This window comes from Azotobacter armeniacus (assembly GCF_054779355.1).
In genome coordinates this window covers 1-23,146 of record NZ_BAAGYK010000068.1, presented here as the reverse complement: position 1 = coordinate 23,146, position 23,146 = coordinate 1, and the positions used below count along the sequence as shown (strand labels likewise).

General features: G+C 62.5%; 17 protein-coding genes and 4 pseudogenes. 11 read left to right on the top strand and 10 right to left on the bottom strand.

Annotation, left to right across the window (positions count from 1 at the left end; all coding sequences use genetic code 11):
• Positions 1 to 212: 212 nt before the first annotated feature.
• On the top strand, positions 213 to 1,190 hold the full coding sequence (locus ACYVD0_RS11940) for an IS5 family transposase (RefSeq protein ID WP_460427012.1): 978 nt from the start codon (positions 213 to 215) through the stop codon (positions 1,188 to 1,190).
• A 220-nt stretch (positions 1,191 to 1,410) separates the two neighbouring features.
• Here ACYVD0_RS11940 and htpG read toward each other — a convergent pair whose 3' ends face one another.
• From htpG to ACYVD0_RS11920, 4 genes and pseudogenes are all read right to left on the bottom strand, one after another.
• On the bottom strand, positions 1,411 to 3,315 hold the full coding sequence (htpG, locus tag ACYVD0_RS11935; protein WP_460427011.1) for an Hsp90 family chaperone protein: 1,905 nt from the start codon (positions 3,313 to 3,315) through the stop codon (positions 1,411 to 1,413).
• A gap of 109 nt (positions 3,316 to 3,424) precedes the next feature.
• Positions 3,425 to 4,666, bottom strand: coding sequence for an MFS transporter (locus ACYVD0_RS11930; protein ID WP_460427010.1), 1,242 nt, complete (start codon positions 4,664 to 4,666; stop codon positions 3,425 to 3,427).
• 633 nt (positions 4,667 to 5,299) lie between these two features.
• Positions 5,300 to 5,834: pseudogene (locus ACYVD0_RS11925) on the bottom strand (transposase family protein); the annotation flags it as partial.
• 30 nt (positions 5,835 to 5,864) lie between these two features.
• Positions 5,865 to 6,674: pseudogene (locus ACYVD0_RS11920) on the bottom strand (ISAs1 family transposase); the annotation flags it as partial.
• Between ACYVD0_RS11920 and ACYVD0_RS11915 the strand changes: the two are divergent.
• Both ACYVD0_RS11915 and ACYVD0_RS11910 read left to right on the top strand, forming a co-directional pair.
• A complete protein-coding gene (locus tag ACYVD0_RS11915) occupies positions 6,609 to 7,613 on the top strand; it encodes an RNA-guided endonuclease InsQ/TnpB family protein (protein ID WP_460427009.1) in 1,005 nt (334 codons plus the stop codon). The pseudogene ACYVD0_RS11920 and the gene ACYVD0_RS11915 overlap by 66 nt on opposite strands.
• 402 nt (positions 7,614 to 8,015) lie before the next feature.
• Entirely contained in the window at positions 8,016 to 8,936 is a 921-nt protein-coding gene (locus ACYVD0_RS11910; protein WP_460427008.1) for a LysR family transcriptional regulator, read from the top strand.
• A gap of 56 nt (positions 8,937 to 8,992) precedes the next feature.
• Here the strand turns inward: ACYVD0_RS11910 and tssD are convergent.
• Positions 8,993 to 9,362: pseudogene (gene tssD / locus ACYVD0_RS11905) on the bottom strand (type VI secretion system tube protein TssD); the annotation flags it as partial.
• Here tssD and ACYVD0_RS11900 point away from each other — a divergent pair.
• Positions 9,348 to 10,312 (top strand): annotated as a pseudogene (locus ACYVD0_RS11900) (cation:proton antiporter domain-containing protein); the annotation flags it as partial. The pseudogenes tssD and ACYVD0_RS11900 overlap by 15 nt on opposite strands.
• Here the strand turns inward: ACYVD0_RS11900 and ACYVD0_RS11895 are convergent.
• A complete protein-coding gene (locus tag ACYVD0_RS11895; RefSeq protein ID WP_460427007.1) occupies positions 10,261 to 12,069 on the bottom strand; it encodes an ABCB family ABC transporter ATP-binding protein/permease in 1,809 nt (602 codons plus the stop codon). The pseudogene ACYVD0_RS11900 and the gene ACYVD0_RS11895 overlap by 52 nt on opposite strands.
• 506 nt (positions 12,070 to 12,575) lie before the next feature.
• Between ACYVD0_RS11895 and egtB the strand changes: the two genes are divergently transcribed.
• Both egtB and egtD read left to right on the top strand, forming a co-directional pair.
• On the top strand, positions 12,576 to 13,808 hold the full coding sequence (gene egtB / locus ACYVD0_RS11890; protein ID WP_460427006.1) for an ergothioneine biosynthesis protein EgtB: 1,233 nt from the start codon (positions 12,576 to 12,578) through the stop codon (positions 13,806 to 13,808).
• Between the two features lie 2 nt (positions 13,809 to 13,810).
• Positions 13,811 to 14,773 (top strand): L-histidine N(alpha)-methyltransferase, encoded by a 963-nt coding sequence (gene egtD / locus ACYVD0_RS11885; protein ID WP_460427005.1) that lies wholly within the window; start codon positions 13,811 to 13,813, stop codon positions 14,771 to 14,773.
• Between the two features lie 7 nt (positions 14,774 to 14,780).
• Here the strand turns inward: egtD and ACYVD0_RS11880 are convergent, their stop codons facing one another.
• Positions 14,781 to 16,115: a DEAD/DEAH box helicase gene (locus ACYVD0_RS11880; RefSeq protein WP_460427004.1), complete on the bottom strand. Its 1,335-nt coding sequence runs from the start codon at positions 16,113 to 16,115 to the stop codon at positions 14,781 to 14,783.
• Between the two features lie 172 nt (positions 16,116 to 16,287).
• On the opposite strand from ACYVD0_RS11880, the gene ACYVD0_RS11875 reads away from it, so the two are divergent.
• A complete protein-coding gene (locus ACYVD0_RS11875; protein WP_460427003.1) occupies positions 16,288 to 16,701 on the top strand; it encodes an anti-virulence regulator CigR family protein in 414 nt (137 codons plus the stop codon).
• A 30-nt stretch (positions 16,702 to 16,731) separates the two neighbouring features.
• Here the strand turns inward: ACYVD0_RS11875 and ACYVD0_RS11870 are convergent, their stop codons facing one another.
• Positions 16,732 to 17,331, bottom strand: coding sequence for an FMN-dependent NADH-azoreductase (locus ACYVD0_RS11870; protein WP_460427002.1), 600 nt, complete (start codon positions 17,329 to 17,331; stop codon positions 16,732 to 16,734).
• Between the two features lie 255 nt (positions 17,332 to 17,586).
• On the opposite strand from ACYVD0_RS11870, the gene ACYVD0_RS11865 reads away from it, so the two are divergent.
• A complete protein-coding gene (locus tag ACYVD0_RS11865) occupies positions 17,587 to 18,513 on the top strand; it encodes a LysR family transcriptional regulator (RefSeq protein WP_460427001.1) in 927 nt (308 codons plus the stop codon).
• Between the two features lie 118 nt (positions 18,514 to 18,631).
• Complete coding sequence (locus ACYVD0_RS11860; protein ID WP_460427000.1) at positions 18,632 to 19,186, top strand: peptidylprolyl isomerase; 555 nt, start codon at positions 18,632 to 18,634, stop codon at positions 19,184 to 19,186.
• A 73-nt stretch (positions 19,187 to 19,259) separates the two neighbouring features.
• On the opposite strand, the gene ACYVD0_RS11855 is transcribed toward ACYVD0_RS11860, so the two are convergent.
• Positions 19,260 to 20,384, bottom strand: coding sequence for a GNAT family N-acetyltransferase (locus ACYVD0_RS11855; RefSeq protein ID WP_460426999.1), 1,125 nt, complete (start codon positions 20,382 to 20,384; stop codon positions 19,260 to 19,262).
• Between the two features lie 117 nt (positions 20,385 to 20,501).
• Entirely contained in the window at positions 20,502 to 21,830 is a 1,329-nt protein-coding gene (locus ACYVD0_RS11850) for an OprD family porin (protein ID WP_460426998.1), read from the bottom strand.
• A gap of 60 nt (positions 21,831 to 21,890) precedes the next feature.
• Here ACYVD0_RS11850 and ACYVD0_RS11845 point away from each other — a divergent pair, with 60 nt between their 5' ends.
• Positions 21,891 to 22,133 (top strand): hypothetical protein, encoded by a 243-nt coding sequence (locus ACYVD0_RS11845; RefSeq protein ID WP_460426997.1) that lies wholly within the window; start codon positions 21,891 to 21,893, stop codon positions 22,131 to 22,133.
• Positions 22,134 to 22,266: 133 nt separating this feature from the next.
• Positions 22,267 to 22,728: a dienelactone hydrolase family protein gene (locus ACYVD0_RS11840; RefSeq protein WP_460426996.1), complete on the top strand. Its 462-nt coding sequence runs from the start codon at positions 22,267 to 22,269 to the stop codon at positions 22,726 to 22,728.
• Positions 22,729 to 23,146 lie beyond the last annotated feature (418 nt).

Sequence of the window (23,146 nt, the reverse complement as noted above, 5' to 3'; positions counted from 1 at the left end):
TCACCCAGGCCGCCCGCCTTCCCAATTCGCCCAGATCCAGCAGGCAAACCCTTGATTTTCAAGGACTTCCGCAGACCCCTGCTCGGGAAGTGGGCGCATTATAGGGCGTCAGTTTTCGGCGTCAACCACCTTACTAGCCTTTTTTAAGGAAACCCTGAAAAAGACTTCCCGATTCTGGTGAAATACACCCGCTCCCTTGCCCGAGTTTCCCGATGAAGCAACTGTCCTTCGCCGATGCCGAGTACGCCGGCAAGCGCAAGCAGACCCGCCGCGAGCGCTTCCTGCTCGAAATGGACCAGGTGGTGCCGTGGTCTGGGCTGATCGCCCTGATCGAGCCCCACTATCCGAAGGGCGAAGGCGGTCGGCCCGCCTATCCGCTGGCAGCCATGTTGCGCGTGCACCTGATGCAGAACTGGTTCGGCTACAGCGATCCGGCGATGGAGGAAGCGCTGTACGAGATGCCCCTGCTGCGCCAGTTCGCCGGCCTGAGCTTGGAGCGCATCCCGGACGAGACGACCATTCTCAACTTCCGCCGCCTGCTGGAGAAACACGCACTGGCCGGCGGAATGCTGGAGGTAATCAACGGCTACCTGGGCGAACGCGGACTGTCGCTGCGCCAGGGCACCATCGTCGACGCCACCCTGATCCATGCGCCGAGTTCGACAAAGAACAAGGACGGCAAGCGCGACCCGCAAATGCACTCGACGAAGAAGGGCAACCAGTACTACTTCGGCATGAAGGCGCATATCGGCGTCGATGCCGAGTCTGGCCTGGTGCATCATGTCGTGGGAACGGCGGCCAACGTGGCGGATGTCACCCAGGTCGACAGGCTGCTGCACGGCGAGGAAAACACGGTCGGGGCCGATGCGGCCTATGTCGGCGTCGAGAAGCGTCCTGAGCATGCCGGGCGGAAAGTCGTCTGGCAGATCGCGGCTCGCCGCAGCACCTACCAGAAGCACGGCAAGCGCAGTGTCCTGTATCGCGTCAAACGTCGGATCGAGAAAGCCAAGGCGCAGATGCGAGCCAAGGTCGAGCATCCGTTCCGGGTGATCAAGCGGCAGTTCGGCTACGTCAAGGTCCGCTTCCGCGGCCTGGCGAAGAACACAGCGCAACTGGTGACGCTGTTCGCCCTGTCGAACCTGTGGATGGCGCGAAAACATCTGCTGGTGGCAGGAGAGGTGCGTCCGTAATGCGGGGAATCATCCCGGCAAAGCGCCTCGTCAGGGGCAAAACATGGATTTGCAGAGAGGGATCGGCCTGAATTGCCACGGAGCTGCCGTTTTGAGCAATCGAGCGCTCGGGCAGGAAATGTCGGGGCTAATTCAGACCTTCCTAAAAGGCGGGATGCTACTCAGCAGTAGACGAACCAAACAGCATCCTCTGAAAATCCCAGCTTTCCTCCCGAATTACTCAGACAGAAAGCTCTATCAATAATCTGTTCAATCGTCGCACATAATCGGCGGGATCCTTTAAGCCACCGCCTGCTGCTAATGCAGCTTGATCGAAGAGGATATGCGAGAGATTAGCGAAGCGATTCTCATCGGTCTCGGAGTCTAACTTTAGGATCAGTGGATGCAAGGGATTGATCTCAAAGATTGGCTTGGACTCCGGCACCTTCTGTCCGCTGGCCTCTAAGATTTGGCGCATTTGCAGGCCGAGAGCCTGCTCACCAAGGGCGAGAACCGCCGGCGAGTCGGTCAGGCGATGTGACACTCGCACTTCAGTCACCTGCTCACCAAGCACTAACCTCAGACGATCAATCAGCCCCTCCTTAGACTTGGCGACTTCATTCTGGGCCTGCCTGTCTTCTTCTGTATCCAGCTCGCCAAGATCCAGGTCACCGCGAGCAACATCGATGAACGGCTTACCATTAAATTCAGTGAGATATCCCATCAACCATTCGTCGATGCGATCAGTCAGCAACAGCACCTCAACCCCTTTCTTGCGAAAGATCTCGAGATGCGGGCTGTTTTTCACCTGGATATAGCTTTCGCCAGTAAGGTAGTAGATCTTGTCCTGCCCCTCATGCATTCGCCCGACATAGTCGGCCAAGGCGACATCCTGATCGCCAGACTCATCACAGGTGGAAGCAAAACGCAGAAGCCCCGCGATGCGCTCTCTATTGGCGAAATCTTCTGCCGGCCCCTCCTTGAGCACCTGACCGAAAGCCTTCCAGAAGCTCTTGTATTGCTCTGGCTCGCTCTTCGCCAGCTTTTCCAGCATGTCCAGCACCCGTTTGGTCAGTGCCGACCTCATCGAATCGGTTATGGGATCCTTCTGCAAGATTTCACGGGATACGTTCAGCGACAAGTCATTGGAATCCACCACGCCCTTGATGAAACGCAAGTACAGAGGCAGGAACTCGTCGGCCTGATCCATGATGAACACTCGCTGCACATAGAGCTTCAGCCCCTTGGGCGCGTCACGATGGTACAAATTGAAAGGCGCATGACTCGGCACATAGAGCAAGGAGGTGTATTCTAACTTGCCTTCGACCTTGTTGTGACTCCAGATCAGAGGGCCCTCGAAGTCATGGGCGACATGCTTATAGAACTCTTGGTACTCATTGTCGTTTATTTCGCTGCGGGGACGAGTCCACAAAGCACTGGCACGGTTTACAGTTTCCCACTCCGCTGCAGCCAGGCCGGCTTCCTCGTTACCAGAATTTTCCTTCGGTAGCTCAATAGGCAGAGCGATATGGTCGGAGTATTTCTTGACAATGTTGCGCAGACGCCAACCATCAGCGAACTCTTCTTCGCCACTTTTCAGATGCAAAACGATTCGGGTACCGCGCTCGGGCTTGTCGATCGTTGCGACCTCGAACTCACCCTCGCCTCGCGATACCCAGCACACCCCCTCACCAGCCGGCAGGCCTGCGCGGCGACTGTACACATCGACCTTGTCAGCGACGATGAACGCGGAATAGAACCCCACACCAAACTGGCCGATCAGGTGGGAATCCTTCTTCTGATCCCCTGAAAGACTCTTCAGAAAATCGGCCGTACCGGACTTGGCAATGGTCCCCAAGTGGATGACCGCATCCTCGCGGCTCATGCCGATGCCATTGTCCTCCAACGTAATAGTCTTGGCGTTCTTGTCGAAGCTGATACGGATTTTCAGCTCCGTATCGCCCTCGAACAACTCAGGCTTGGACAAGGCCTCAAAACGCAATTTATCAGCCGCATCAGAGGCGTTGGAAATCAGCTCACGGAGAAAAATCTCCTTGTTGGAATACAGCGAATGAATCATTAGGTGAAGCAGCTGCTTCACTTCGGTCTGGAAGCCCAGAGTCTCTTTTTGAGTTTCCACACTCATAGTCATCTAACTCCAAACAGGTGGCGTATGCCGAGTTCCCGGCGAATACCATCTACATGGGGCATCGAGACAAGATTTCAAGCAGCCAAGCGAATTGCCCGACAAAACCTCAAGGTTCAAGCAATTCGATCGACTGGATGTTCCGCGGGCTGAGCATGTAGCTAGCGGTCCCCCTCCCCCCCAGATGGCGTTGAAGGATGAGGTAGCCCTTCTCATCGACACCCGTAAACAGCCCGTCTGCGGTACCTCCCTGCATGGTGACGATGCGCATGCGCAACTGCTGATACTCAGCCGGTCTCAATTGCAGACGCTGTAAGGAGAAGCCCTGCCTTCTATCGACTGGCTTCAGAGTTGAATCTGAATGAAGCTCGGCATCGGCGGTGGCTATTGGCTTGTCTATACTGACAGGCAGCTGCGGAAATCGGTCCCCCTCGACTCGCCAGCCACGCAACCCATCCTTGGTCATATTCACCAGAAGATGGCGAGCTTTATCATCGATGAAGGCATCGACCTCGACCTCCAGATGCCTGGCCGGCAGTGAATTATGGGAAAACTTGTGCAGTTGGACCGCATCGGTCTCGAAGAGGCGCGCTAGATAATCCTTGATCACATAGGCAAGGGCATCCTCGGAGTCGAAGTGGGCATCGGCTTTTCCGTTTCGATAATGCAACTCATTCGTGGACAATTCGACCCAACCACTCAGGCTCGTTCGAAATCGCTCTGGTAAAACCAGATGAAAATCACCAACCAACAGATTTGGTGCTTTGGGCTCAAGATCGAGATGCAGAGTATACCCTTGGGCGAGGTGCTGGGTTTTCGGCTGAATTAGATTGGGGACAGACCAGTTAATTTCCATAAGCGGCAATTGACCATGGTCTTCCGGCAATATGTTTATGCGCAGAGGGCCAGGAGATGTATGGGACAGGTGAATTCTGAGCTCCCGCTCCACCAGCCCCCCTCTCCGCTCACGCAGGGTCAGCACCCCCCCGATCAATTCACCCTCCTGAGGAGTGAAAGACCGCCCATTGAGCTCGCCACGCAACTGGATCCCCAGCGCGGGCACCTGCTGTACCTCTGCCCTGAGCCAGCTCAGCCGGAGGATTGCATCCAGTTGCTCGCTATCGCGATTGGCCAGCATGGCGAAACCAATAACCAAAGGAATGAAACCTAAAGCCGCCAGTGTCACAGGACTGGAAGCCTTTCGCCATTTAAGCAGCACGAAGATCAGATTCATTGGCGGTAGCAGACTGCCCAGCCCCCAGAAAAGGCTCACGGAAAAAGCCCGCATAATCAACCAAGCCAACCCACCAAGAATCAATAGCAAGCCACCCAGGATCAGCAGCGCATCCATTCGGTATTCCTATTTATAAAGCCCACTTCTGATCGTCTATTTGAGCCGACAGGATACAAAGCGCACCATAATGGTGCTTGTGCCATGCAATCCAGCGATGGAACGATAGCTTGTAATAACCATCACATCTATAGGTCGGTCTTCGGAAAGCACTGGAACATTGCAATCCAGGCAGTCCAGTTCTCGAACGGTAGCGGCTGAGCAACGGCAGCAGTCGCGTCGTCAGTTGCAGGACAACGAAACGCCTGTGCAGCGGCTGCCAAAAACAAGCTCAACACACATCTGAACACCGGACTCCAGCATATGCCTGAAATAATTATCCATGGAACTTCGCCGAGCCAGAGTGCTCGAACGGGTTAGTATGATCGCCCATCAAGGAGACCCCCATGCATAAATCCTTTGCTTACGCCATACTGCTGACATCTACCCTGGGCCTAGTAGCCTGTGACTCCTCGAAAGACGAGGTAGCGGCTCCTGTCACTCCAGCGAGCCCACCATCGAACCAACCTATCGAGGAAAGGCCGTTAGAACCCAGTCCGAGCACCACCCCGGCACCCACCCCTACCCCCACTCCGTCGACACCTGAACCCGATCCTGATCGGCAGTAAGTCCTCTGCACGCTGAAAAGCCATGGTTGCTCTGGAAACGTCGTTCGTGCCCCGCCTCCCGCGCCTGCATGCCCAGCAGGCACAGCGCATAGTTGGCCAGCACGGCAATCAGCAGCAGGATCTCGACTCGCCGTGGCAGCGGCTTCGATGCAGCCCCAAGCCGATCCCAGCCGATGGCTCTTCAGGTCACGAAAGCCGAGCCGTTTCGGCGACGCCGAGGCCAGGGCATACAGGTCCTTCACCGGCTGCCAGGGCCGCTCGTCGAGCCGGCACAGGTCGCGATTGTGCACGCGGCCGATGTCATGCCAGCCCCGGGCTTCGACGGCTTGGAACCAGGGCCGCCGGAAGCCGGCAGCGGTGACCAGGATGGGCCGGCAGTCGGCCGGCAACATCGCCGCGAGCGCTTCGAGCAGGCGCCGCTGGCAACGCGGGCAGCCCTCGCGCGGGTGGACGACTTCGCAGGCCGGCAGCGAGCGTCCGGCCAGCGGGATCGCGGCCCGCAGTAGGAACCGCTTGCCGGCGGCATCGATCGGCGACCCGTCCATCAGGATCAACGGATGCCCAGGGCCATCGCATGAAGCCAAGCATTCTCATTCGAGTCCCGGCAGCTCGGCCCGATAGTCATCCGAGGTGTTGGCGATGAGCCGACGAGCCTTGAGGCTGCCCTTGCGCTGGCTCGGGTCCAGGCGGAGCAGGTTCAGCGCCAGTCGCTTCAGCGTGGCCAGGTTATGGGCCGCATGGGCGGTACGTGCGCGCATCCGGTCATCGGCAAACACCACGTCCAGGCACCAGTGCACGCGGTTCTCGATGCCCCAGTGCTGGCGGATCGCCGATGCCAACTGCTCGGCATCCGGCGCCAGGCTGCCGATGGAGTAACGTCGCTCATGCGAAACCCTGCCCTGCAAGTGGCGCTCCGACTCGATCCCCCCGAAACAGCCGAGGTCAGGCCAGCGCTCGGGGTGAGCCAGGCAGGCCAGCTCGCCGAAAACATGACAGCGCCGGATTTCCAGCCGCCCATGGCCTTTTTCGACCGTTTCGCAGAACCCGTGCGGGGGTGCGCTCGGGCGCATGCCTGCGGAAGGTCTCGAAGAAGTCCTCGATCGACTCCAGCAGCGTAGGTTGGTTGCCTTTGACCGCCAGGACATAGTCGGCCTTCTGTTTGCGAATCGCTTGCGCAATGCCGGGCTGGGTTCCCCCGGCATCGATCGTCACCACACAGCCCTCCAGGGCCAGGGTGGCCAGCACCTCAGGAATGGCTGCTTTTCATTGGACTTGGCCGCTGTGGCTTGCTGCCCCAGGATCAGTCCGGCGTCAGCCGCAAAGGCACTGACCAGATGCAGCGCCGCCTCACCGGCCGTGGCCGTACGACGACTGGTTTTGCCATCCAGGGCCACCACCTGAGTCGGCTTGCGCTTTCCTCTGCAAATGCGAGCCACTCGCTTCATGCGATTACCCTGGGGCGGAGCGACAGCTTTCGCGATCCAGACCCGAAGCAGATCAAGCCCGGCCAGGCCAACAGCCGCCTCTTCCTGCCCAGGCTCGGCTGGCTGCGCTACCGCAACAGCGGGTACGTGTCGGGGGGAGTGAGCAACGTCACCGTCCGCCAGTCCTGCGGCAAGTGGTTCGTGTCCATCCAGACCGGGCGTGAGGTGGTGCAATCCATCCCGTACGGTGGCGCGGTCGGCATCGACATGGGCGTGGCGCGGTTCGCCACGCTCTCGGACGGCACGTTCCACGTCCCGCTCAACAGCTTCAAGCGACACGAGACCGCCTTGCGCAAAGCGCAGCAGGCGATGAGCCACAAGACGACATTCAGCCGTAACTGGAAGAAGGCGAAAGCCCGCGTCCAGCGCCTTCATTCCCGCATCGGCAACGCCCGCCGCGACTACCTGCACAAGACCTCGAGCACGATCAGCCAAAACCATGCGGTGGTGTGTATCGAGGACTGGCAGGTGCGGAATATGTCCAGCTCAGCCAAGGGCAGCGCCGAGCAACCGGGAAAGCAGGTCAGGGCCAGATCCGGCCTGAACCAATCCCGCCTCGATCAAGGGTGGTTCGAGTTCCGCCGCCAGTTGGACTACAACCTGGCGTGGCGGGCCGGGTGGCTCGTTGCGCTGCCGCCGCAGAACACGAGCCGCACCTGCCCGTGTTGCGGCCAGGTGTCGGCAGACAGCCGGCAGACGCAAGCCCGGTTCGAGTGTGTGGAATGGGGTTTCGAGGAAAACGCCGATGGGGTCGGCGCGATCCATGTTCCAAGGGCGGGACACGCCCGGTTCGCCGGTGCAGTGAGCGGTGCGGTAATGCCGCCAGCAGCACGACTGCATGGATGCAGGAGGTAGAGCGACGCAGGAGGCCAAAGCCGAGGAACCCACCGAGGTGAGTCGGCCCTGGTGGGCTGAACACGGCAGGAGTCCCCTTCCTTATCCGCCCTTCGGGCGGCGAGCGTCAGCGAGAGGGAGGAGAGGATGTCAATAAACAGAGGCAATCCGTCTGGCCCCTAATCGGCAAACCACCACTCGAATATCCCGAAAGCCAACTAACACCGGACGCCCAAAGGCTGTGTATCCGGTCTGCCCAGCGACCAGACGCTCGTCAGCCATAGAAAAACGACTCGATTTATGAGAGAGGCTAACTACACTCACTGAACGTGAACTCAACAGGCCCTGCCTGGCATGGAGAAAGCCGTCCCACTGCCAAGTGTGATGATTGCTTGCTTTTTGCTCATGGATAGGCGCATCAGTATGGATACTCTGAACAATGTTTCCGACTTCTACCTATTGGTCCGCGTCATCGAAGCCGGTGGTTTTACTGCCGCCGCCACCGAAACCGGCATCCCGCGCTCACGTCTGAGTCGACGCATTATCGAGCTTGAACAGCGGTTGGGCGTACGCCTGCTTAACCGCAGCACCCGCAGCTTTGCCATGACCGGCACCGGCGAGCAAGTGTACCGGCATGCATTGGGCATCCTGGCTGCCACCGAAGCTGCCGAGGGAGCCGCCCGGGAGGTGCAAGGCGGTCCCTCCGGGCTGATTCGCCTGGCTGTTCCCAGCCTGTTGCAGGAAGTGTTGGGCGAGCTTCTTCTCGGCTTCGCGAGCAGTCAGCCAAAGGTGCGGCTCGCCTTGGGACTACACAACAACCACACAGAACTGTCGCTGCAGCGCCACGACTTGCTGCTCTACCTGGAAGGACAGCCACCGGACAGCGCCGATATCGTTGCGCACCCCCTCGGTCAAGTCCACTTCATCACAGTCGCCAGTCCGGAATTTTGCAAACGACTTGGCTATCTCCGGCATCCCGACGAACTGGACGATCGGAACTGTCTTGGTTTCGGCCCTCCGCAAGCCATCCGACCGTGGCTGTTGAGCAATGCCGCACCGCGCCTGCTGCGCCAAACCTGTTTCAGCAGCGACAACCTGCCCCTTCTGCTCGACGCAGCGCGCAGTGGACTCGGCATTGCCCACCTGCCGTTCTATGCGTGCGCCGGAGACTTGGCCAGCGGCCGACTGGTCAGACTGTTCGAAGCCCATGAGCCGCCAGCCCTTCCCCTGCTGGCACTCACCCCACCGCACCGGGCCATGACGCCGGCCATTCGAGCGCTGATTCAATTCATCCGATCGAACCTGGAGGAACTCCAAGGCCAGGGAATCGTTCTTGCGAGCTGACGAGAGACTCAGCCTGCCTGCTCCAGACTGGCTGAGCCTCCCCAAGGGTCAGGCGGCTATCGACGAAGCCAGTCGTCCGAACCGGAAGGTAACCTCATGGGTCCAGACGATCTTGTGGTAGGTGAAGTAGACATCCTCCTGGTGGGTGAAGTGCGCCATGTTCGGATCCTGGCAGTTCGGCATGCGCGACTGCACGCCGACGATCACCGCGTCTTCCAGCTCGATGGTGAAGTAGTGCTCCTGGGTGCCGGTGGCCGATGAACGGAACCACTCCAGACGACACTTGGCCAGACGCTCGCCGGAGGTGAGGGCGTTGAAGATCAGCGACGAGGACTTGTCGAACACCTTGGTGATCATCAGCGGCTTGTGCACGCGCTGGCCGGATTACGGGGCGCGCGGAATGATTACCTGGTGGTTGAAGACCTGACCTATTACACCTTAGCCCTGCTCGGTTGGCAGGTCAGCTTCACCTACCGCCTGCTGTTCGGTGCACTCATCTCGCTGACCGACCCCATCGCAATGATGAGTAGTAGCGCTCCCAAGCCGTTGCAGACCACCATCGTCGGTGAATCGCTGTTCAACGACGCAACCGCCGTGGTGATGTTCAGCATTCTGCTGGGCGTCCTCATGATCGGCCATCCCCCCCGACGGTCGGCGAAGTGAGCCTGCTGTTCGTCAAGGAAGCCATTGGCGGGACTCTCTTCGGCCTGTTGCTGGGCTATGTCGTCTACCTGCCGCTGTCCATGGTCAACGAGTTCCAGCCCTCGGTCATGCTGGTCCTGGCGCTGGTTTTCGGCGGCGCCTCGCTGGCGGCGAAGCTGCACGTCTCGTGCACCGATCGTAATCGGTCGGCCGCCGGCCAGATCATCGGCAACCATGGCCACCACTATGTCGATGATTTCTGGATCCTGATCAACGAGATCTTCAACGCCCTGCTGTTATCCCTGATCGACCTCGAAATGCTGGTGCTGCCCTTTCACCTGGCTACATGTAGCCGCCGCCATCTTGCTTGGCGGGGCCGTGCTGGTCGCCCGGCTACTGACCGTCGGTCCCGGGATCATCCTGATCCGCCAGTGAAGTCCGCTCAGCACCAGGTAGCCCATGGAACCATCCGCATCCTGTCCTGGGGCGGCCTGTGCGGCGGAATTTCGGTAGCACTGGCTCTGGCGCTGCCCCTTGGCCCGGAGCGCGACCTGCTGCTGACCCTCACCTACAGGGTGGTGCTGGTCTCGATCCTGATGCAGGGACTGAGCATCGGCCCACTGAGCCCACGATGCAGGGCGCTCCAAGGACGGGACTCCGACAGGCTCCGCCTGCTTTACCCTCAGCTTTCCCTCTCCGCTTCGCGCTGCTGCAGCTGCCACATCTGCGCATAGCGGCCATCTCGTACCAGCAGCTCCCCATGACTGCCACGCTCGACGATCCGCCCGCCATCCATCACCAGGATCTGGTCGGCATTCATAACCGTGGATAGGCGATGGGCAATGACCAAAGTGGTGCGGCCGAGCTGGATACGCTCGAGTTCGGCCTGGATGGCCCGTTCGGACTGGGAGTCCAGCGCCGAGGTGGCCTCGTCGAAGATCAGGATGCTGGGGTTCTTCAGGAGCGCCCGGGCAATGGCCACACGCTGCTTCTCGCCGCCGGAGAGCTTCAGGCCGCGCTCCCCCACCTGGGTGTCGTAGCCGTCGGGCAGGCTCTGGATGAACCTGTGGATGTGCGCGGCACGGGCAGCAGCCTCCACCTCCTCGCGGCTGGCCTCCGGGCGACCGTAGCGGATGTTGTAGAAGATGCTGTCGTTGAACAGCACGGTGTCCTGGGGAACGATGGCGATGGCCCCGCGCAGCGAGGCTTGGGTCAGCCGGCGGATATCCTGACCATCGATGAGGATGCGCCCGCCGTCGACGTCGTAAAAACGGTAGAGGAGCCGGGCCAGAGTCGACTTGCCCGAGCCCGAATGCCCCACCACCGCCACGGTACCGCCGGCCGGGATCTCGAAATCCACGTCGTGCAGGATCTGCCGGCGCGGGTCGTAGCCGAAGCGCACCGCCTCGAAGCGCACGCGTGGCCGGGTGGCGACCAGCGGCCTGGCATCCGGTGCGTCCTGCACGTCCTGGCGCTCGTCGAGCAGGCCGAACAGGCGTTCCATGTTGGTCAGCGCCTGCTTCACTTCGCGGTACATCATGCCAAGCAGGAACAGCGGCGCGGAGAGCTGCAGCAGGTAGGCGTTGACCAGCACCAGGTCGCCGACCGTCATGATGCCGTCCGCCACCCCGGCGGCGGCCAGCCACATCATCGCGGTGACGCCGACAGCGACCAGCATGGTCTGGCCGAGATTGAGCACTGCCAGGCTGGTGGTAGCCTTGACCTTGGCGTTCTCCAGGTGGCGCAGGTTCTCGTCGTAGCGCGCCGCCTCGTGCGCCTCGTTGTTGAAGTACTTGACCGTCTCGTAGTTGAGCAGCGAGTCCACCGCCCGCTCGTTGGCGCGGGTGTCGGCCTCCACCGAGGCGCGGTAGTAGCGGGTGCGCCACTCGGTGACGGCGAAGGTCCAGCCCCCGTAGGCCAGCAGGGTAGCCAGGGTGATGGCAGCAAAGCGCCAGTCGTAGGCCCAGACCAGCACCGCGGTAACCAGCAGCACTTCCAGCAGGATGGGCACGATCGAGTAGAGCGTCCAGTCGAGCAGCTCAGCGATGGCGCTGCCGCCGCGCTCCACGTCGCGGGCCACGCCGCCGGTGCGCCGGCCCAGGTGGAACTTCAGGCTGAGCCCGTGCAGATGGCGAAATACCTTGAGGGTGACCTGTCGCGAAGTGCGCGCCATGACCCGGGCGAACACCACCTGGCGCAGTTCGGTGAACAGGCTGACGCCGATCCGCGAAGCGCCGTAGGCCAGCAGTAGACCGACCGGCAACAGCAGCAGGCTGGGTTCGACGTTGAGACTGTCGACGATCTGCTTGAGAACGATCGGCACCAGCAGGTTGAGCAGCTTGGCGACGAACACCAGGCCCAGGGCCAGCAGAATGCGCCCCAGGTAGGGGCGCAGATAGGGTAGCAGATCGGCGATCACCGCAAGATCACCGCGTGCTTCATGGGCGCGCCTCACCGGGGCGGCATCGGGGGCCGGATGGTCTTGGCTCATGGGGCTCTCTTGACGACTGGGCGGGCTGATACGGAAAGCCTGGTTTCGAACCGGGCATGCTGGCCTGGCCGACATGCCGCTGCAACCGTCTGCAAGGATCGATGCAGCCGGTCAGCAGGGAGGGAACTCCACCCCGCACCTTGGCAGTCTACCGAATGCAGGCCTCTGCACGCAGGCTGGAGTGAAAGCGGATCGAGATCGCGACAGACATGGAGGAGTCGTCATCACTTGTTTCCGCATTGCAACGGGGCCTGTTTGGGCGCGGGCAAGGCGTGAGGAGAGCGGTTTGCTCATTCCAAATGCACGACGAACAACGCAGCACCGGGCCAGAACAGGCCCGGTCTGGCGCGCCCCGCCCCTTCGGGTAACGCAAGCGGGGCAACAATTGATGGCAGGCCCTGACCGCAAACCGACGCCTCCTTCGACCGATGCCCTCGCTCCAAGAGCCGCAACCGATGCATGATCCGGCACACCCCCAAAACATCCCGCCCTCCCCCGTTTCTCTCATGGAGCGCTTCCAGCGTATCCGCGCCGCCAGCGAGTCGATCTGTGCGCCGCTGCAGATCGAGGACTACGTCATCCAGAGCATGCCCGATGTGAGCCCGCCGAAATGGCACCTGGCCCATGTCAGCTGGTTCTTCGAGGCCTTTGTGCTGCAACCCTTCCTGCGCGGTTACCGGGTGCTGAACGAGGCCTATGATCACCTTTTCAACTCCTATTACGAAACCCACGGCAAGCCCTTTCCCCGAGCCAGTCGCGGGCTTCTGTCACGCCCCGGGGTGGCCGAGGTCTACCGCTATCGCCAGCATGTCGATGCGGCCATGGGCGAGCTGCTCGCCCGGCCGCCGGAGGGGCATCATGCAGAGATCGTCCGCCGCGTCGAACTGGGCCTGCAGCACGAGCAGCAGCATCAGGAGCTGCTGCTCATGGATGTCCTCCACATCCTCGCGCAGAACCCGCTGCAGCCGGCCTACCGTACGGACCTGCGCCCGGGCCCCGGGCAGCTGCTGGACGAACCGCACTGGCGGGACTACTCCGGCGGCCTGCGCCAGATCGGCCATGCCGGCGAGGACTTCGCCTTCGATTGCGAAACGCCGCGACACCACCAGTTCCTCGAGGACTTCCGCCTGGCCAGCCGGCCGGTGAGCTGCGCCGAGTACCTCGCCTTCATCACCGACGGCGGCTATGCCCGCCCGGAACTCTGGCTGGCCGATGGCTGGAGCCTGGTCCAGCAGGCCAGCTGGCGCGCGCCACTGTACTGGCAGCGCGAAGACGGCCGCTGGCTGGAAATGACCCTGGGAGGCCTGCGCCCGCTGGATCTGCAGGCGCCTGTCTGCCACATCAGTTTCTACGAGGCCGACGCCTATGCCCGCTGGGCCGGAGCCCGCCTGCCCAGCGAAGCGGAATGGGAAGTCGCCGCCCATGACCAACCAATCACCGGAAACTTTCTCGAGAACGACCACTTGCACCCGGTCGCCATGCCGCAAGCCGCCGACATGGCTCAGCTCTACGGCGACGTCTGGGAGTGGACTGCCAGCGCCTACCGCCCCTACCCAGGCTTCCGGCCACTGCCGGGAAGCCTCGGCGAATACAACGGCAAGTTCATGTGCGGGCAGATGGTCCTGCGTGGCGGCTGCTGCGTCACCCCGCAGGCGCATATCCGCGCCACCTATCGCAATTTCTTCTACCCAGCGATGCGCTGGCAATTCGCCGGGCTGCGCCTGGCCAAGGAGGCTTGAGCGTGCCACTTTCCATCCGCTTTCACGAGCAGCGCCCACAGGATGCCGGCCGTTCCCTGCGCGAGGAAGTACTCGCCGGCTTTGCCGAACGCCCCAAGACGACTCCGCCGAAGCTCTTCTACGATCGCCGCGGGTCCGAACTGTTCGAGCAGATCTGTCGGCAGCCCGAGTACTACCCGACGCGCACCGAGGAGCTGATCCTTGCCCGCGCCGCCCATGACATCGCCGAAATCGCCGGCCAGGACGCCAGCCTGGTGGAGCTGGGCAGCGGCGCCAGCCGCAAGGTGCGCCTGCTGCTGGAGGCCATGCAGCCGGCCAGCTACCTGGGCATCGACATCTCCGAGGACTTCCTGCGTACCAGCACCCAGCGCCTGGCGGCCGACTATCCGTGGCTGGAGGTGCATGCCGCCTGCGCCGATTTCTCCCGACCAATGAGCCTGCCGGACGGCTTCGATGGCGAGCATCCGCTGGCCTTCTTCCCCGGCTCCAGCATCGGCAACTTCGATCCGCAGGAGGCCCTGGCCTTTCTCGCCAACCTCCATGAGTTGCTGCCGGAAGGGGGCGGCCTGGTGATCGGTGTCGACCTGATGAAGGAGCGGGAGGTACTGGAGGCGGCTTACAACGACCGGGCCGGAGTCACCGCAGCGTTCAACCTGAACCTCCTGGAACGCATCCGCCGCGAGCTGGACAGCAATATCGAGCCGGGCAACTTCGTCCACCATGCCTTTTTCAACAAGGCCGATTCACGGGTCGAGATGCATCTGATCAGTACCTGCGCGCAGGACGTGGTCATCGAGGGCGAGCGCTTCCGTTTCTCCACCGGCGAAAGCCTGCATACCGAGAATTCCTACAAGTATACCGCCGACGGCTTCCATGCCCTGGCCGGCCGCGCCGGCTTTCGCGCCCTGGCCATGTGGACCGATCCGCAGGCGCTGTTCAGCGTGCATTACCTGCAGCGCGCGTGATCCGGACTCACTCCGCCGCCGGTGAACGGCGCTTGAGCGGGGCCAGGCCGTCCTGGCTGACCAGCGGGGACGGCGCACTGCCCTTGCCTGCCGTGGGCTTGCGCTGGGGGGTGGCCTTGGCGGTCGGCTTCTTGTCGCCCTTCTTGTCGGTCTTTTTCTTCTTGGCTCCGGCGGCCTTGCCGGAAGCCTTGAGGTTTTTCGGCCCCTGGTAGCTGCCTTTCAGCTCCTTGATGACGCGCCGCTCGAAGCGCTGCTTGAGGTAGCGCTCGATGCTCGACATCAGGTTCCAGTCGTTGTGACAGATCAGCGAGACCGCCAGACCCTCGGCGCCGGCCCGGCCGGTGCGGCCGACCCGATGCACGTACTCGTCGCCCGAGCGCGGCATGTCGAAGTTGATCACCAGGTCCAGGCCCTCCACGTCCAGCCCGCGCGCCGCCACGTCGGTGGCCACCAGCGCCCGGGTGCCGCCCTGCTTGAGCCGTTCGATGGCCAGCTTGCGGTCCTTCTGGTCCTTCTCGCCGTGCAGGACGAACACCTTGTGGCCGGCGGCGACCAGATGCCCGTAGAGCCGGTCGGCCTGGGCGCGGGTGTTGGTGAAAACGATCGCCTTGCGGTAGCTCTCGTTCTCCAGCAGCCAGTGCACCAGCCGCTCCTTGTGCGCCGGATCGTCCGCCGTGACGATCTGCTGGCGGGTGGTCTCGCTCAGATCGCTGACCGCATTGAGCATCAGGTGCTGCGGATCGCGCAGCACCTTGGCGACCATCTCGCGCAGCCCGGAACCGCCGGTGGTGGCGGAGAACAGCAGGGTCTGCCGGCGGTTGGCGCACTCCTCGACCAGGCGCTGCACGTCCTCGGCGAAGCCCATGTCGAGCATGCGGTCGGCCTCGTCGAGCACCAGCACCTCCACTTCCTTGAGATCGAGATGACCGGCGTTCAGATGCTCGATCAACCGTCCCGGCGTGGCGATCAGGATATCCGGCACCTTGCGCAGCAGCGCCGCCTGCACCTTGAAGTCCTCGCCGCCGGTGACCAGCCCGGACTTGATGAAGGTGAACTGCGAGAAGCGCTCGACCTCCTTGAGGGTCTGCTGCGCCAGCTCGCGGGTCGGCAGCAGGATCAGCGCGCGGATGCTCACCCTGGGCCGGGCATCGCCGATCAGACTGTTGAGCAGCGGCAGCACGAAGGCCGCGGTCTTGCCGCTGCCGGTCTGGGCGATCACCCGCAGGTCGCGCCCCTGCAGGGCCGGCGGAATCGCCGCCGCCTGCACCGGCGTGGGCTCGACGAAGTTCAGTTCGGCCAGAGCCTTGAGCAGGCGTTCGTGCAGGGCGAATTGGGAAAACACGGGGGCTACCTCGATCGGGACGGATGAAACGGCTGCATAGCCTAACGTGACTCGAGGCGGAACACCCGCCCAGACTGCGAAATGTTGCGCAGCTTCGGGCGGGTGGCTTGACTGCGCAGCGGCGTCGGGGCGGCAATGATTAGCAATGCGCCATCAGCACCCAGGAGAGCACATGCGCAAGACCTCCCGCCTGCTGGCGGTCGCCGCCACCCTGACCTTCGCCACGTCTGTCCACAGTGCCCTTCCCTCGGAGAAGGAGCACCGTCAAGGTAGCCACCACCACGGCGACAGCGACCTGCCGCTCAGGGTGCAGGCACCCACCATCGACATCGGCCGGGTGCGCCTCGTGCTCGGCGAGAACCGCCGGCTGATCGGCTATGCCCAGACGCTGCCACCGGGCGTCCGCAAGAAGCCGGCACGCGGCCAGCCGCTGCCACCCGGCATCGCCAAAAGCTTCGACGGCCGCCTGGTCAGCCAGTTGCCCCATTACGATGGCTACGAATGGCGCCAGGTGGGCACCGACGTGGTACTGGTGACCCTCGCCACCGGACTGATCCATGAGGTCCTCCACGACGTGCTCCACTGAACCGCGCCACCCGCCGGCCTGGCGGAAAACTCAGGCCACCTGGGCCAGCTTCTCCTTGGCCCGGTCCAGGCCCTTCTGCAGAAAATCGCCGCCCATGTTCAGCCCTTCGGCATGAATGAAGCCAACGTCATGGATGCCGATGAAACCCAACGCCTGGCGCAAGTAGGGCTCCTGGTGATCCAGGGGGCTGCCGGCGTAGATGCCGCCACGGGCGGTCAGCACGAAGGCGCGCTTGCCGCTCAGCAGGCCCTGCGGGCCGTTTTCGGTGTATCTGAAGGTCACCCCGGCGCGCAGCACGTGGTCGAGCCAGGCCTTCAGGGTGCTGGGAATGGCGAAGTTGTACATGGGCGCGGCCAGCACCAGCACATCGGCGCCGAGCAGTTCCCCGGTCAGTTGCTCGGAACGCGCCAGTGCGGCCTTCTCGGCCTCGCTCTGCTGCTCGCCGGGCTTGGTCCAGCCGCCCAGCAGGTCGATATCCAGATGCGGCACCGGCTCGTTCGCCAGATCGCGCACGACAATCTCGTCGTCCGGGTGTGCCGCCTTCCAGTTGGCCAGGAACTCCGCAGTGAGCTGGCGGGAAACGGAACCTTCCTTGCGGGCGCTGCTTTCGATGACCAGAACACGGGACATGGGATTCTCCTTCGGTTGTGTAGGTCGCTGGAGACAGGGTAGAAAAGAGCTGGTCGATGAAAAAGCGCAAAAATCCGCTCCAAATCATCGTTAAAATCGATATATAGCCTGGGCACGAAAGCTGTCCGTGCAGGAGCCTGCTTGCCGGCGATGCCTTTGACAGCTCCTGGATCGCCAGCAAGCCGGCTCCGACGGGATGATGAAAGCGCTTCCAGCCACGATGGCCCCACCGGCAACCAGCAGAGGAAATCCCGCATGAAAGCCCCCCGCGTCACCCTGGACCAATGGCGCACCCTGCAGGCAGTGGTCGATCACGACGGGTTCGCCCAGGCCGCCGAAGCGCTGCACCGCTCGCAGTCCTCGGTCAGCTATACGGTCGCGCGCATGCAGGAGCAGTTGGGCGTGCCGCTGCTGCGCATGGAGGGGCGCAAGGCGGTGCTGACCGAGGCCGGCACCGTGCTGCTGCGCCGCTCACGGCAGTTGATCAAGCAGGCCAGACAGCTGGAAGACCTCGCCCACCATATGGAGCAGGGCTGGGAGGCCGAAGTGCGCCTGGTGGTGGATGCCGCCTACCCCACCCTTCGCCTGGTCCGCGCGCTGACCGCCTTCATGCCGCAGAGTCGCGGCTGCCGCGTGCGTCTGCGCGAGGAGGTGCTCTCCGGCGTCGAGGAGGTGCTGCTGGACGGCGCCGCCGACCTGGCCATTTCGGGGGTGAGTATTCCCGGCTACCTGGGCAGCGCCCTCAGCGAGGTGGAATTCGTCGCCGTCGCCCATCCCGACCATCCGCTGCATCGCCTGCAGCGCCAGCTGAGCGCGGTCGACCTGGAAAGTCAGATGCAGGTAGTGATCCGCGACACCGGCCGCCAGCAGCCGCGCGACATCGGCTGGCTCGGTGCCGAACAGCGCTGGACGGTGGGTAGCCTGGCCACCGCGGCGACCTTCGTCGGCAACGGCTTGGGCTTCGCCTGGCTGCCTTGCCACCTGATCGGCCGCGAACTCGCCGAAGGCCTGCTCAAGCCCCTGCCACTGGAGGAGGGCGCTACCCACCGACCGCGCTTTCAGCTCTATGCCGACAAGGACAAGCCCCTCGGCCCGGCCACGCAGATTCTTGTGGAGTTGATCAAGACTTTCGATAGTGCGCCGCTGGATGCGCCCTTCGCCGCTCCCCTACCCGACGCCTGAGGCTATCATCCGGCCAGCCGGGAACGCTCCGTCGGCGCACCGGTCTAGGCTATGGCTTCAAGCCACCGTTCCATATATTTGGCTCTGCACCTTTGCAGAACAACGAGGAAAGCTCGACATGCTGAAGAAATTCGCCCTTGCCGCCGGCACCCTGCTGTTCGCCGCCAACCTGCTGGCCGCAGACAAGCCCCACGTCCTGCTGGAAACCAGCCTCGGCGAAATCGAAATCGAACTGGAAGCCGAGAAGGCGCCGATCAGCGTGAAGAACTTCCTCGCCTATGTGGACTCAGGGTTCTACAACGGCACCGTTTTCCACCGGGTGATTCCGGGCTTCATGGTCCAGGCTGGCGGCTTCACCGCTGATATGAAGCAGAAAACCACCCAGGCGCCGATCAAGAATGAGGCCGACAACGGCCTGCATAACGTGCGCGGCACTCTGGCCATGGCGCGCACCCAGGCGGTGAATTCGGCGAACAGCCAGTTCTTCATCAACCACAAGGACAACGCCTTCCTCAACCACGGCACGCGCGACTTCGGCTATGCGGTGTTCGGCAAGGTGGTGCGCGGCATGGACGTGGTCGATCAGATCGCCCAGGTGCCGACCGGCTCGCGGGGCATGATGCAGAACGTGCCGCGCGAACCGGTGCTGATCAAGTCGGCGAAGAAGCTCTGATCCTCCGCAAGCACACGCCCCTCGGGTGGGCTGGCCGTGCTGCGGCCGGACTCACCCAAGGGGATGGCAGGCCCTATCCCTGCCGGTAGGGCAACTGCCCCCGCGCCTCATCCGCATAGGCCAGCACCCCGACCTGCTCCTCCCGCAGGAAATCCGCCACCGCCTTGCGCAATCCCGGATGCAGCAGGTAATGCCAGGAGCGGGTGATCACCGGCTCGAAGCCGCGGATCAGCTTGTGCTCGCCCTGGGCGCCGGCGTCGAAGCGCTTGAGCCCATGGGCCAGGGCATGCTCGATGCCCTGGTAGAAACAGGCTTCGAAGTGCAGCCGGTCGAACTCGGCGAGACAGCCCCAGTAGCGACCATACAGGCTGTCACCACCCACCAGGCTGAAGGCCATCGCCACCGGACGGCCGCCCCGGCGGGCCAGCACCACACGGATCGCCTCGGGCATGCGCTCGGCCAGCAGGCTGAAGAAACTCCGCGTCAGATAGGGCGCCTGGCCGCGCACCCGGTAGGTATTGGCATAGCAGGCATGGACGAAATCCCACTCGACCTCGTCGAGCTGATGTCCCTCGCGCCAGTCGAACTCGATGCCCTGCCCCGCCACCTGTTCGCGCTCCTTGCGCAGTTGCTTGCGCTTGCGCGAGGCCAGCGCATCGAGGAAGTCCTGGAAGTCCCGATAGTCCCGGTTGAACCAGTGGAACTGGCAGCCCAACCGCTGCAACCAGCCTTCCCGGCCGGTCAGCAGGGCATCGGCCGCCGGATCGGTGAAATTCACGTGCAGGCCGGACAGCCCTTGCTCGCGCAACCCGCTGGTCAGGGCATCGAGCAGTGCACCGGCCTCCTCCGCGCGGCCGAGGAGGCGCGCGCCGCCAACCGGGGTGAAGGGAACTGCGCAGAGCAGCTTGGGGTAATAGCGGATTCCGGCCCGCTGGCAGGCATCGGCCCAGGCCCAGTCGAACACATACTCGCCGTAGGAGTGCGTCTTCACATAGGCCGGCAGCGCCGCCAGCGGCCGCCCCGCCCCATCGCAGAACAGGCGGTGCTCCGGCTGCCAGCCGCTACGTCCGCCGACACTGCCGCTGTCCTCCAGGGTGGCGAGAAAGGCATGCCGCAGAAAGGGCTGCGGCTCCGGCAGCAGGGCGTCCCAGTCGCGGGCCGGAAGATCGGACAGGCGGGCAAGATTAATGATCGGCATACCCGCAGTCTGCCCCTTCGGCCGGACGAAAAAAAGCCCCGCCGAGGCGGGGCAAATACACCGGATGAAACACGTGAATAGCTTGTGGGACGGAACGAACCCGCCCCGACAGAGGGCTTAGAGCAGGGGAAGCGTATAGGTGACGTACAGGCGGTTGTCGTCACGCTCGCGAATGCCGCGTATAGCTGCGTTACGCCAGGTGAGCCCGAGCCCCTTGAGGGTACCTTCCTGCAGGACGTAGTCCACGCGAAAATCGCGTTCCCACTCTTCCTTTTCGCTGTTGTCGGTATCGACGTCGTCGCCGCTGTAGTACGCCAGGCTGGCCTTCAGGCCCGGAATGCCGACCTTGGCGAAGTCGTAGGCATAGCCGGCTACCCAGGTTTGCTCGCCGGCCCGGGCGAACTTCTCGGTCATGGCATCGGTGATCAGCGGAACGGAATGACCGCCCTGGTTGAGGACAGGGAAGTCGCTGTTGCCGCTGATCTTCTGGTAACCGGCCTTCAGTTCGTGGCCACCCAGGGTATAGGTGAACAGGGCGCTCCACACACTGTTGTCGACCTCGCCCCTGCTGGAATCGCCGGCACTCCAGTAGCCGCTGCTTCTGTAGCCTTCGGCACGCCCGGAAGCACTCTCGTTCTTGCCGTCGGAGTCGCTGTTCCAGTAGCGCAGATCGGTCTTCAGCGAGCCGGCCGGCAACGCCCAGTTGTGCACCAGACCGACGAAGTGCTGCTTGTAGAAGTCGCGCAGGTTGCCGTAGTAGTACTGCAGCATCAGGTCCTTGGTGACCTTGTAGTCGGCGCCGCCGTAGTAGAACTCGTTGCTGAACTGGCCGGTCTTGATGTTGTTGGCACCAGCGATGGACAGGCCGTGGCTATCGCTGGAGTTACGCTCGGTGGAATGCTCGAGCTTGCCGGCGATCAGGGTCAGATCCTTGATCTCCTTGGAGGTGATCTGCCCGCCATGGTAGAGCTGCGGCAGCAGACGACCATCGTTGGAAACCACCACCGGCAGCTTGGGACGCAGAACGCCCAGCTCGGCCACGGTTTCGGAGATGCGCATCTTGCCGGTCGCATTGACCCGGCCGAACTCGGTCTTGGCCTTGCCGTTGCTTTCCAACGGGAACATTGTGCCCGGAGAACGATCGATGTCCGCCTTGCCGGCGCGACCGCCGCTGTCCAGACGGATGCCTTCCTGGGCGATCAGGTCCAGACCGAAGCCGACGGTACCCTCGGTGAAGCCGGACTTGAACTCGAAGAGGAAGCCCTGGCCCCACTCTTCCGAGCGGGGGCGATCCTGGTCGCGGTCGTCCTGGTTGATGTAGAAGTTCTTGAAGGTCAGCTTGGCCGTGCTGTCCTCGATGAAAGCGGCCGCCGCTTCCTGCACCGTCACCGGCAACCCCAGAGTACCAGCCACCACGGCCAGGGTCAGCGTGGACTTCCTGTTCATTACTCGCTTCTCCTGCCGGCTCATCAGACGATCTCTCCGATATTGGTCTTGACAGCGCTGATGGACACGACGGTACCTGCAAAAGCCTGGACCGGGACGCTCAGCGCCCGGGCGCTGGCGACAACACCGGCGAAGTGCTTGCGGATCATCAAGGATTTCCCCTTTTCATCGAACTTTGAAAAACACACGAGTGTTTGGCGTATCGCTGGAATGGGGCGAAATCTTGGCAAGGCTTTGTTGCAAACTGATTTCATGGAAAAAAATATTCAACAGCATTGGAACTTTTTCCGGAAAGTCTTGTGAAAAGGCTGCCTGTCAGGATCTGGGAGTAGCCCACAACGCGCCGTCATGAACAGGATGTGAACCTTCATCGAGCTTAAGCTTGGCAGGTTAATTCGAGCTGAACGGCCCCCCGGCCTGCCAACTACTCTCGCTCATGACCGGCGCCGCACGTGAGCAGCCCCCGGAAAAAGAAGAAAAACCATGGGTTTCTACCCTGCAGATCGAAGCCACTGACGGCAGTAGCCGCTTCCTCCATGCCTATGTCGCCTTGCCGCAAGGCGGCCGCGGCCCGGCCGTAGTCATCGGGCAGGAAATTTTCGGCATCAATGCCAACATACGCACCGTGGTTGACCGCTATGCGAGGAAAGGCTACGTCGCCATCGCGTCCGACTTGCTCTGGCGCATCGATGCCGGCGTCGAGCTGGGCTACGAGGGCACCGACCGGGAGAAGGCCTTCGCCCTCTTCGGCCAGTTCGATATCGACAAGGGTAACGAGGACATCATTGTCACCCTCGATGCGGCACGCCGGATGCCCGAGGTGGACGTTGCGGCCGACACCGGCTTCGTCGGCTTCGTCGGCTTCTGCCTGGGCGGCAGGCCGAACATGGAACTGTAGGCTACCCTCGGCTGCGAGCACGCCTTCGCCCACAGCGGCGGCCTGCACTACGACCAGGCCGCGGCCGACCTCGCCCACCAGCGCAGCATCGCCGCCCTGTGCCGGAAAATCGGTCCGAACTGAACGGTGTCAGGGAATCCGGGAAAATCGGGCAGGAAGGAAAAGGCGAATCGGGCAGGTCCCTTGCGCGGCCATGCCCGATCGCACCGGTCCTGCAAATCCACCCCGCGAAAGCGGGGAACGCTTGCTAACTACTTGCGCAGTTGCAGGTTGTCCGGGTTCATCCCCGCGGACACGAGGACTATTACAGAATATACTAAGCCTATCGAAAGTATTGTCATATTGAGAGACAATACCTCCATGAAATGCAAACGAAACTCCGATGGTCGGGCAATCGACCACCACGCCCTCCAGGTCA

What these genes read in the sequence shown, in the direction of transcription:
- ACYVD0_RS11850 (WP_460426998.1), bottom strand. Translation starts at nt 21,830, where the DNA reads ATGAACAGGAAGTCCACGCTGACCCTGGCCGTGGTGGCTGGTACTCTG.
- ACYVD0_RS11940 (WP_460427012.1), top strand. Translation starts at nt 213, where the DNA reads ATGAAGCAACTGTCCTTCGCCGATGCCGAGTACGCCGGCAAGCGCAAG.
- ACYVD0_RS11875 (WP_460427003.1), top strand. Translation starts at nt 16,288, where the DNA reads ATGCGCAAGACCTCCCGCCTGCTGGCGGTCGCCGCCACCCTGACCTTC.
- ACYVD0_RS11915 (WP_460427009.1), top strand. Translation starts at nt 6,609, where the DNA reads ATGCAGCGCCGCCTCACCGGCCGTGGCCGTACGACGACTGGTTTTGCC.
- ACYVD0_RS11870 (WP_460427002.1), bottom strand. Translation starts at nt 17,331, where the DNA reads ATGTCCCGTGTTCTGGTCATCGAAAGCAGCGCCCGCAAGGAAGGTTCC.
- egtB (WP_460427006.1), top strand. Translation starts at nt 12,576, where the DNA reads ATGGAGCGCTTCCAGCGTATCCGCGCCGCCAGCGAGTCGATCTGTGCG.
- htpG (WP_460427011.1), bottom strand. Translation starts at nt 3,315, where the DNA reads ATGAGTGTGGAAACTCAAAAAGAGACTCTGGGCTTCCAGACCGAAGTG.
- ACYVD0_RS11845 (WP_460426997.1), top strand. Translation starts at nt 21,891, where the DNA reads ATGGACACGACGGTACCTGCAAAAGCCTGGACCGGGACGCTCAGCGCC.
- ACYVD0_RS11855 (WP_460426999.1), bottom strand. Translation starts at nt 20,384, where the DNA reads ATGCCGATCATTAATCTTGCCCGCCTGTCCGATCTTCCGGCCCGCGAC.
- ACYVD0_RS11865 (WP_460427001.1), top strand. Translation starts at nt 17,587, where the DNA reads ATGAAAGCCCCCCGCGTCACCCTGGACCAATGGCGCACCCTGCAGGCA.
- ACYVD0_RS11895 (WP_460427007.1), bottom strand. Translation starts at nt 12,069, where the DNA reads ATGAGCCAAGACCATCCGGCCCCCGATGCCGCCCCGGTGAGGCGCGCC.
- ACYVD0_RS11930 (WP_460427010.1), bottom strand. Translation starts at nt 4,666, where the DNA reads ATGGATGCGCTGCTGATCCTGGGTGGCTTGCTATTGATTCTTGGTGGG.
- ACYVD0_RS11910 (WP_460427008.1), top strand. Translation starts at nt 8,016, where the DNA reads ATGGATACTCTGAACAATGTTTCCGACTTCTACCTATTGGTCCGCGTC.
- ACYVD0_RS11840 (WP_460426996.1), top strand. Translation starts at nt 22,267, where the DNA reads ATGACCGGCGCCGCACGTGAGCAGCCCCCGGAAAAAGAAGAAAAACCA.
- ACYVD0_RS11860 (WP_460427000.1), top strand. Translation starts at nt 18,632, where the DNA reads ATGCTGAAGAAATTCGCCCTTGCCGCCGGCACCCTGCTGTTCGCCGCC.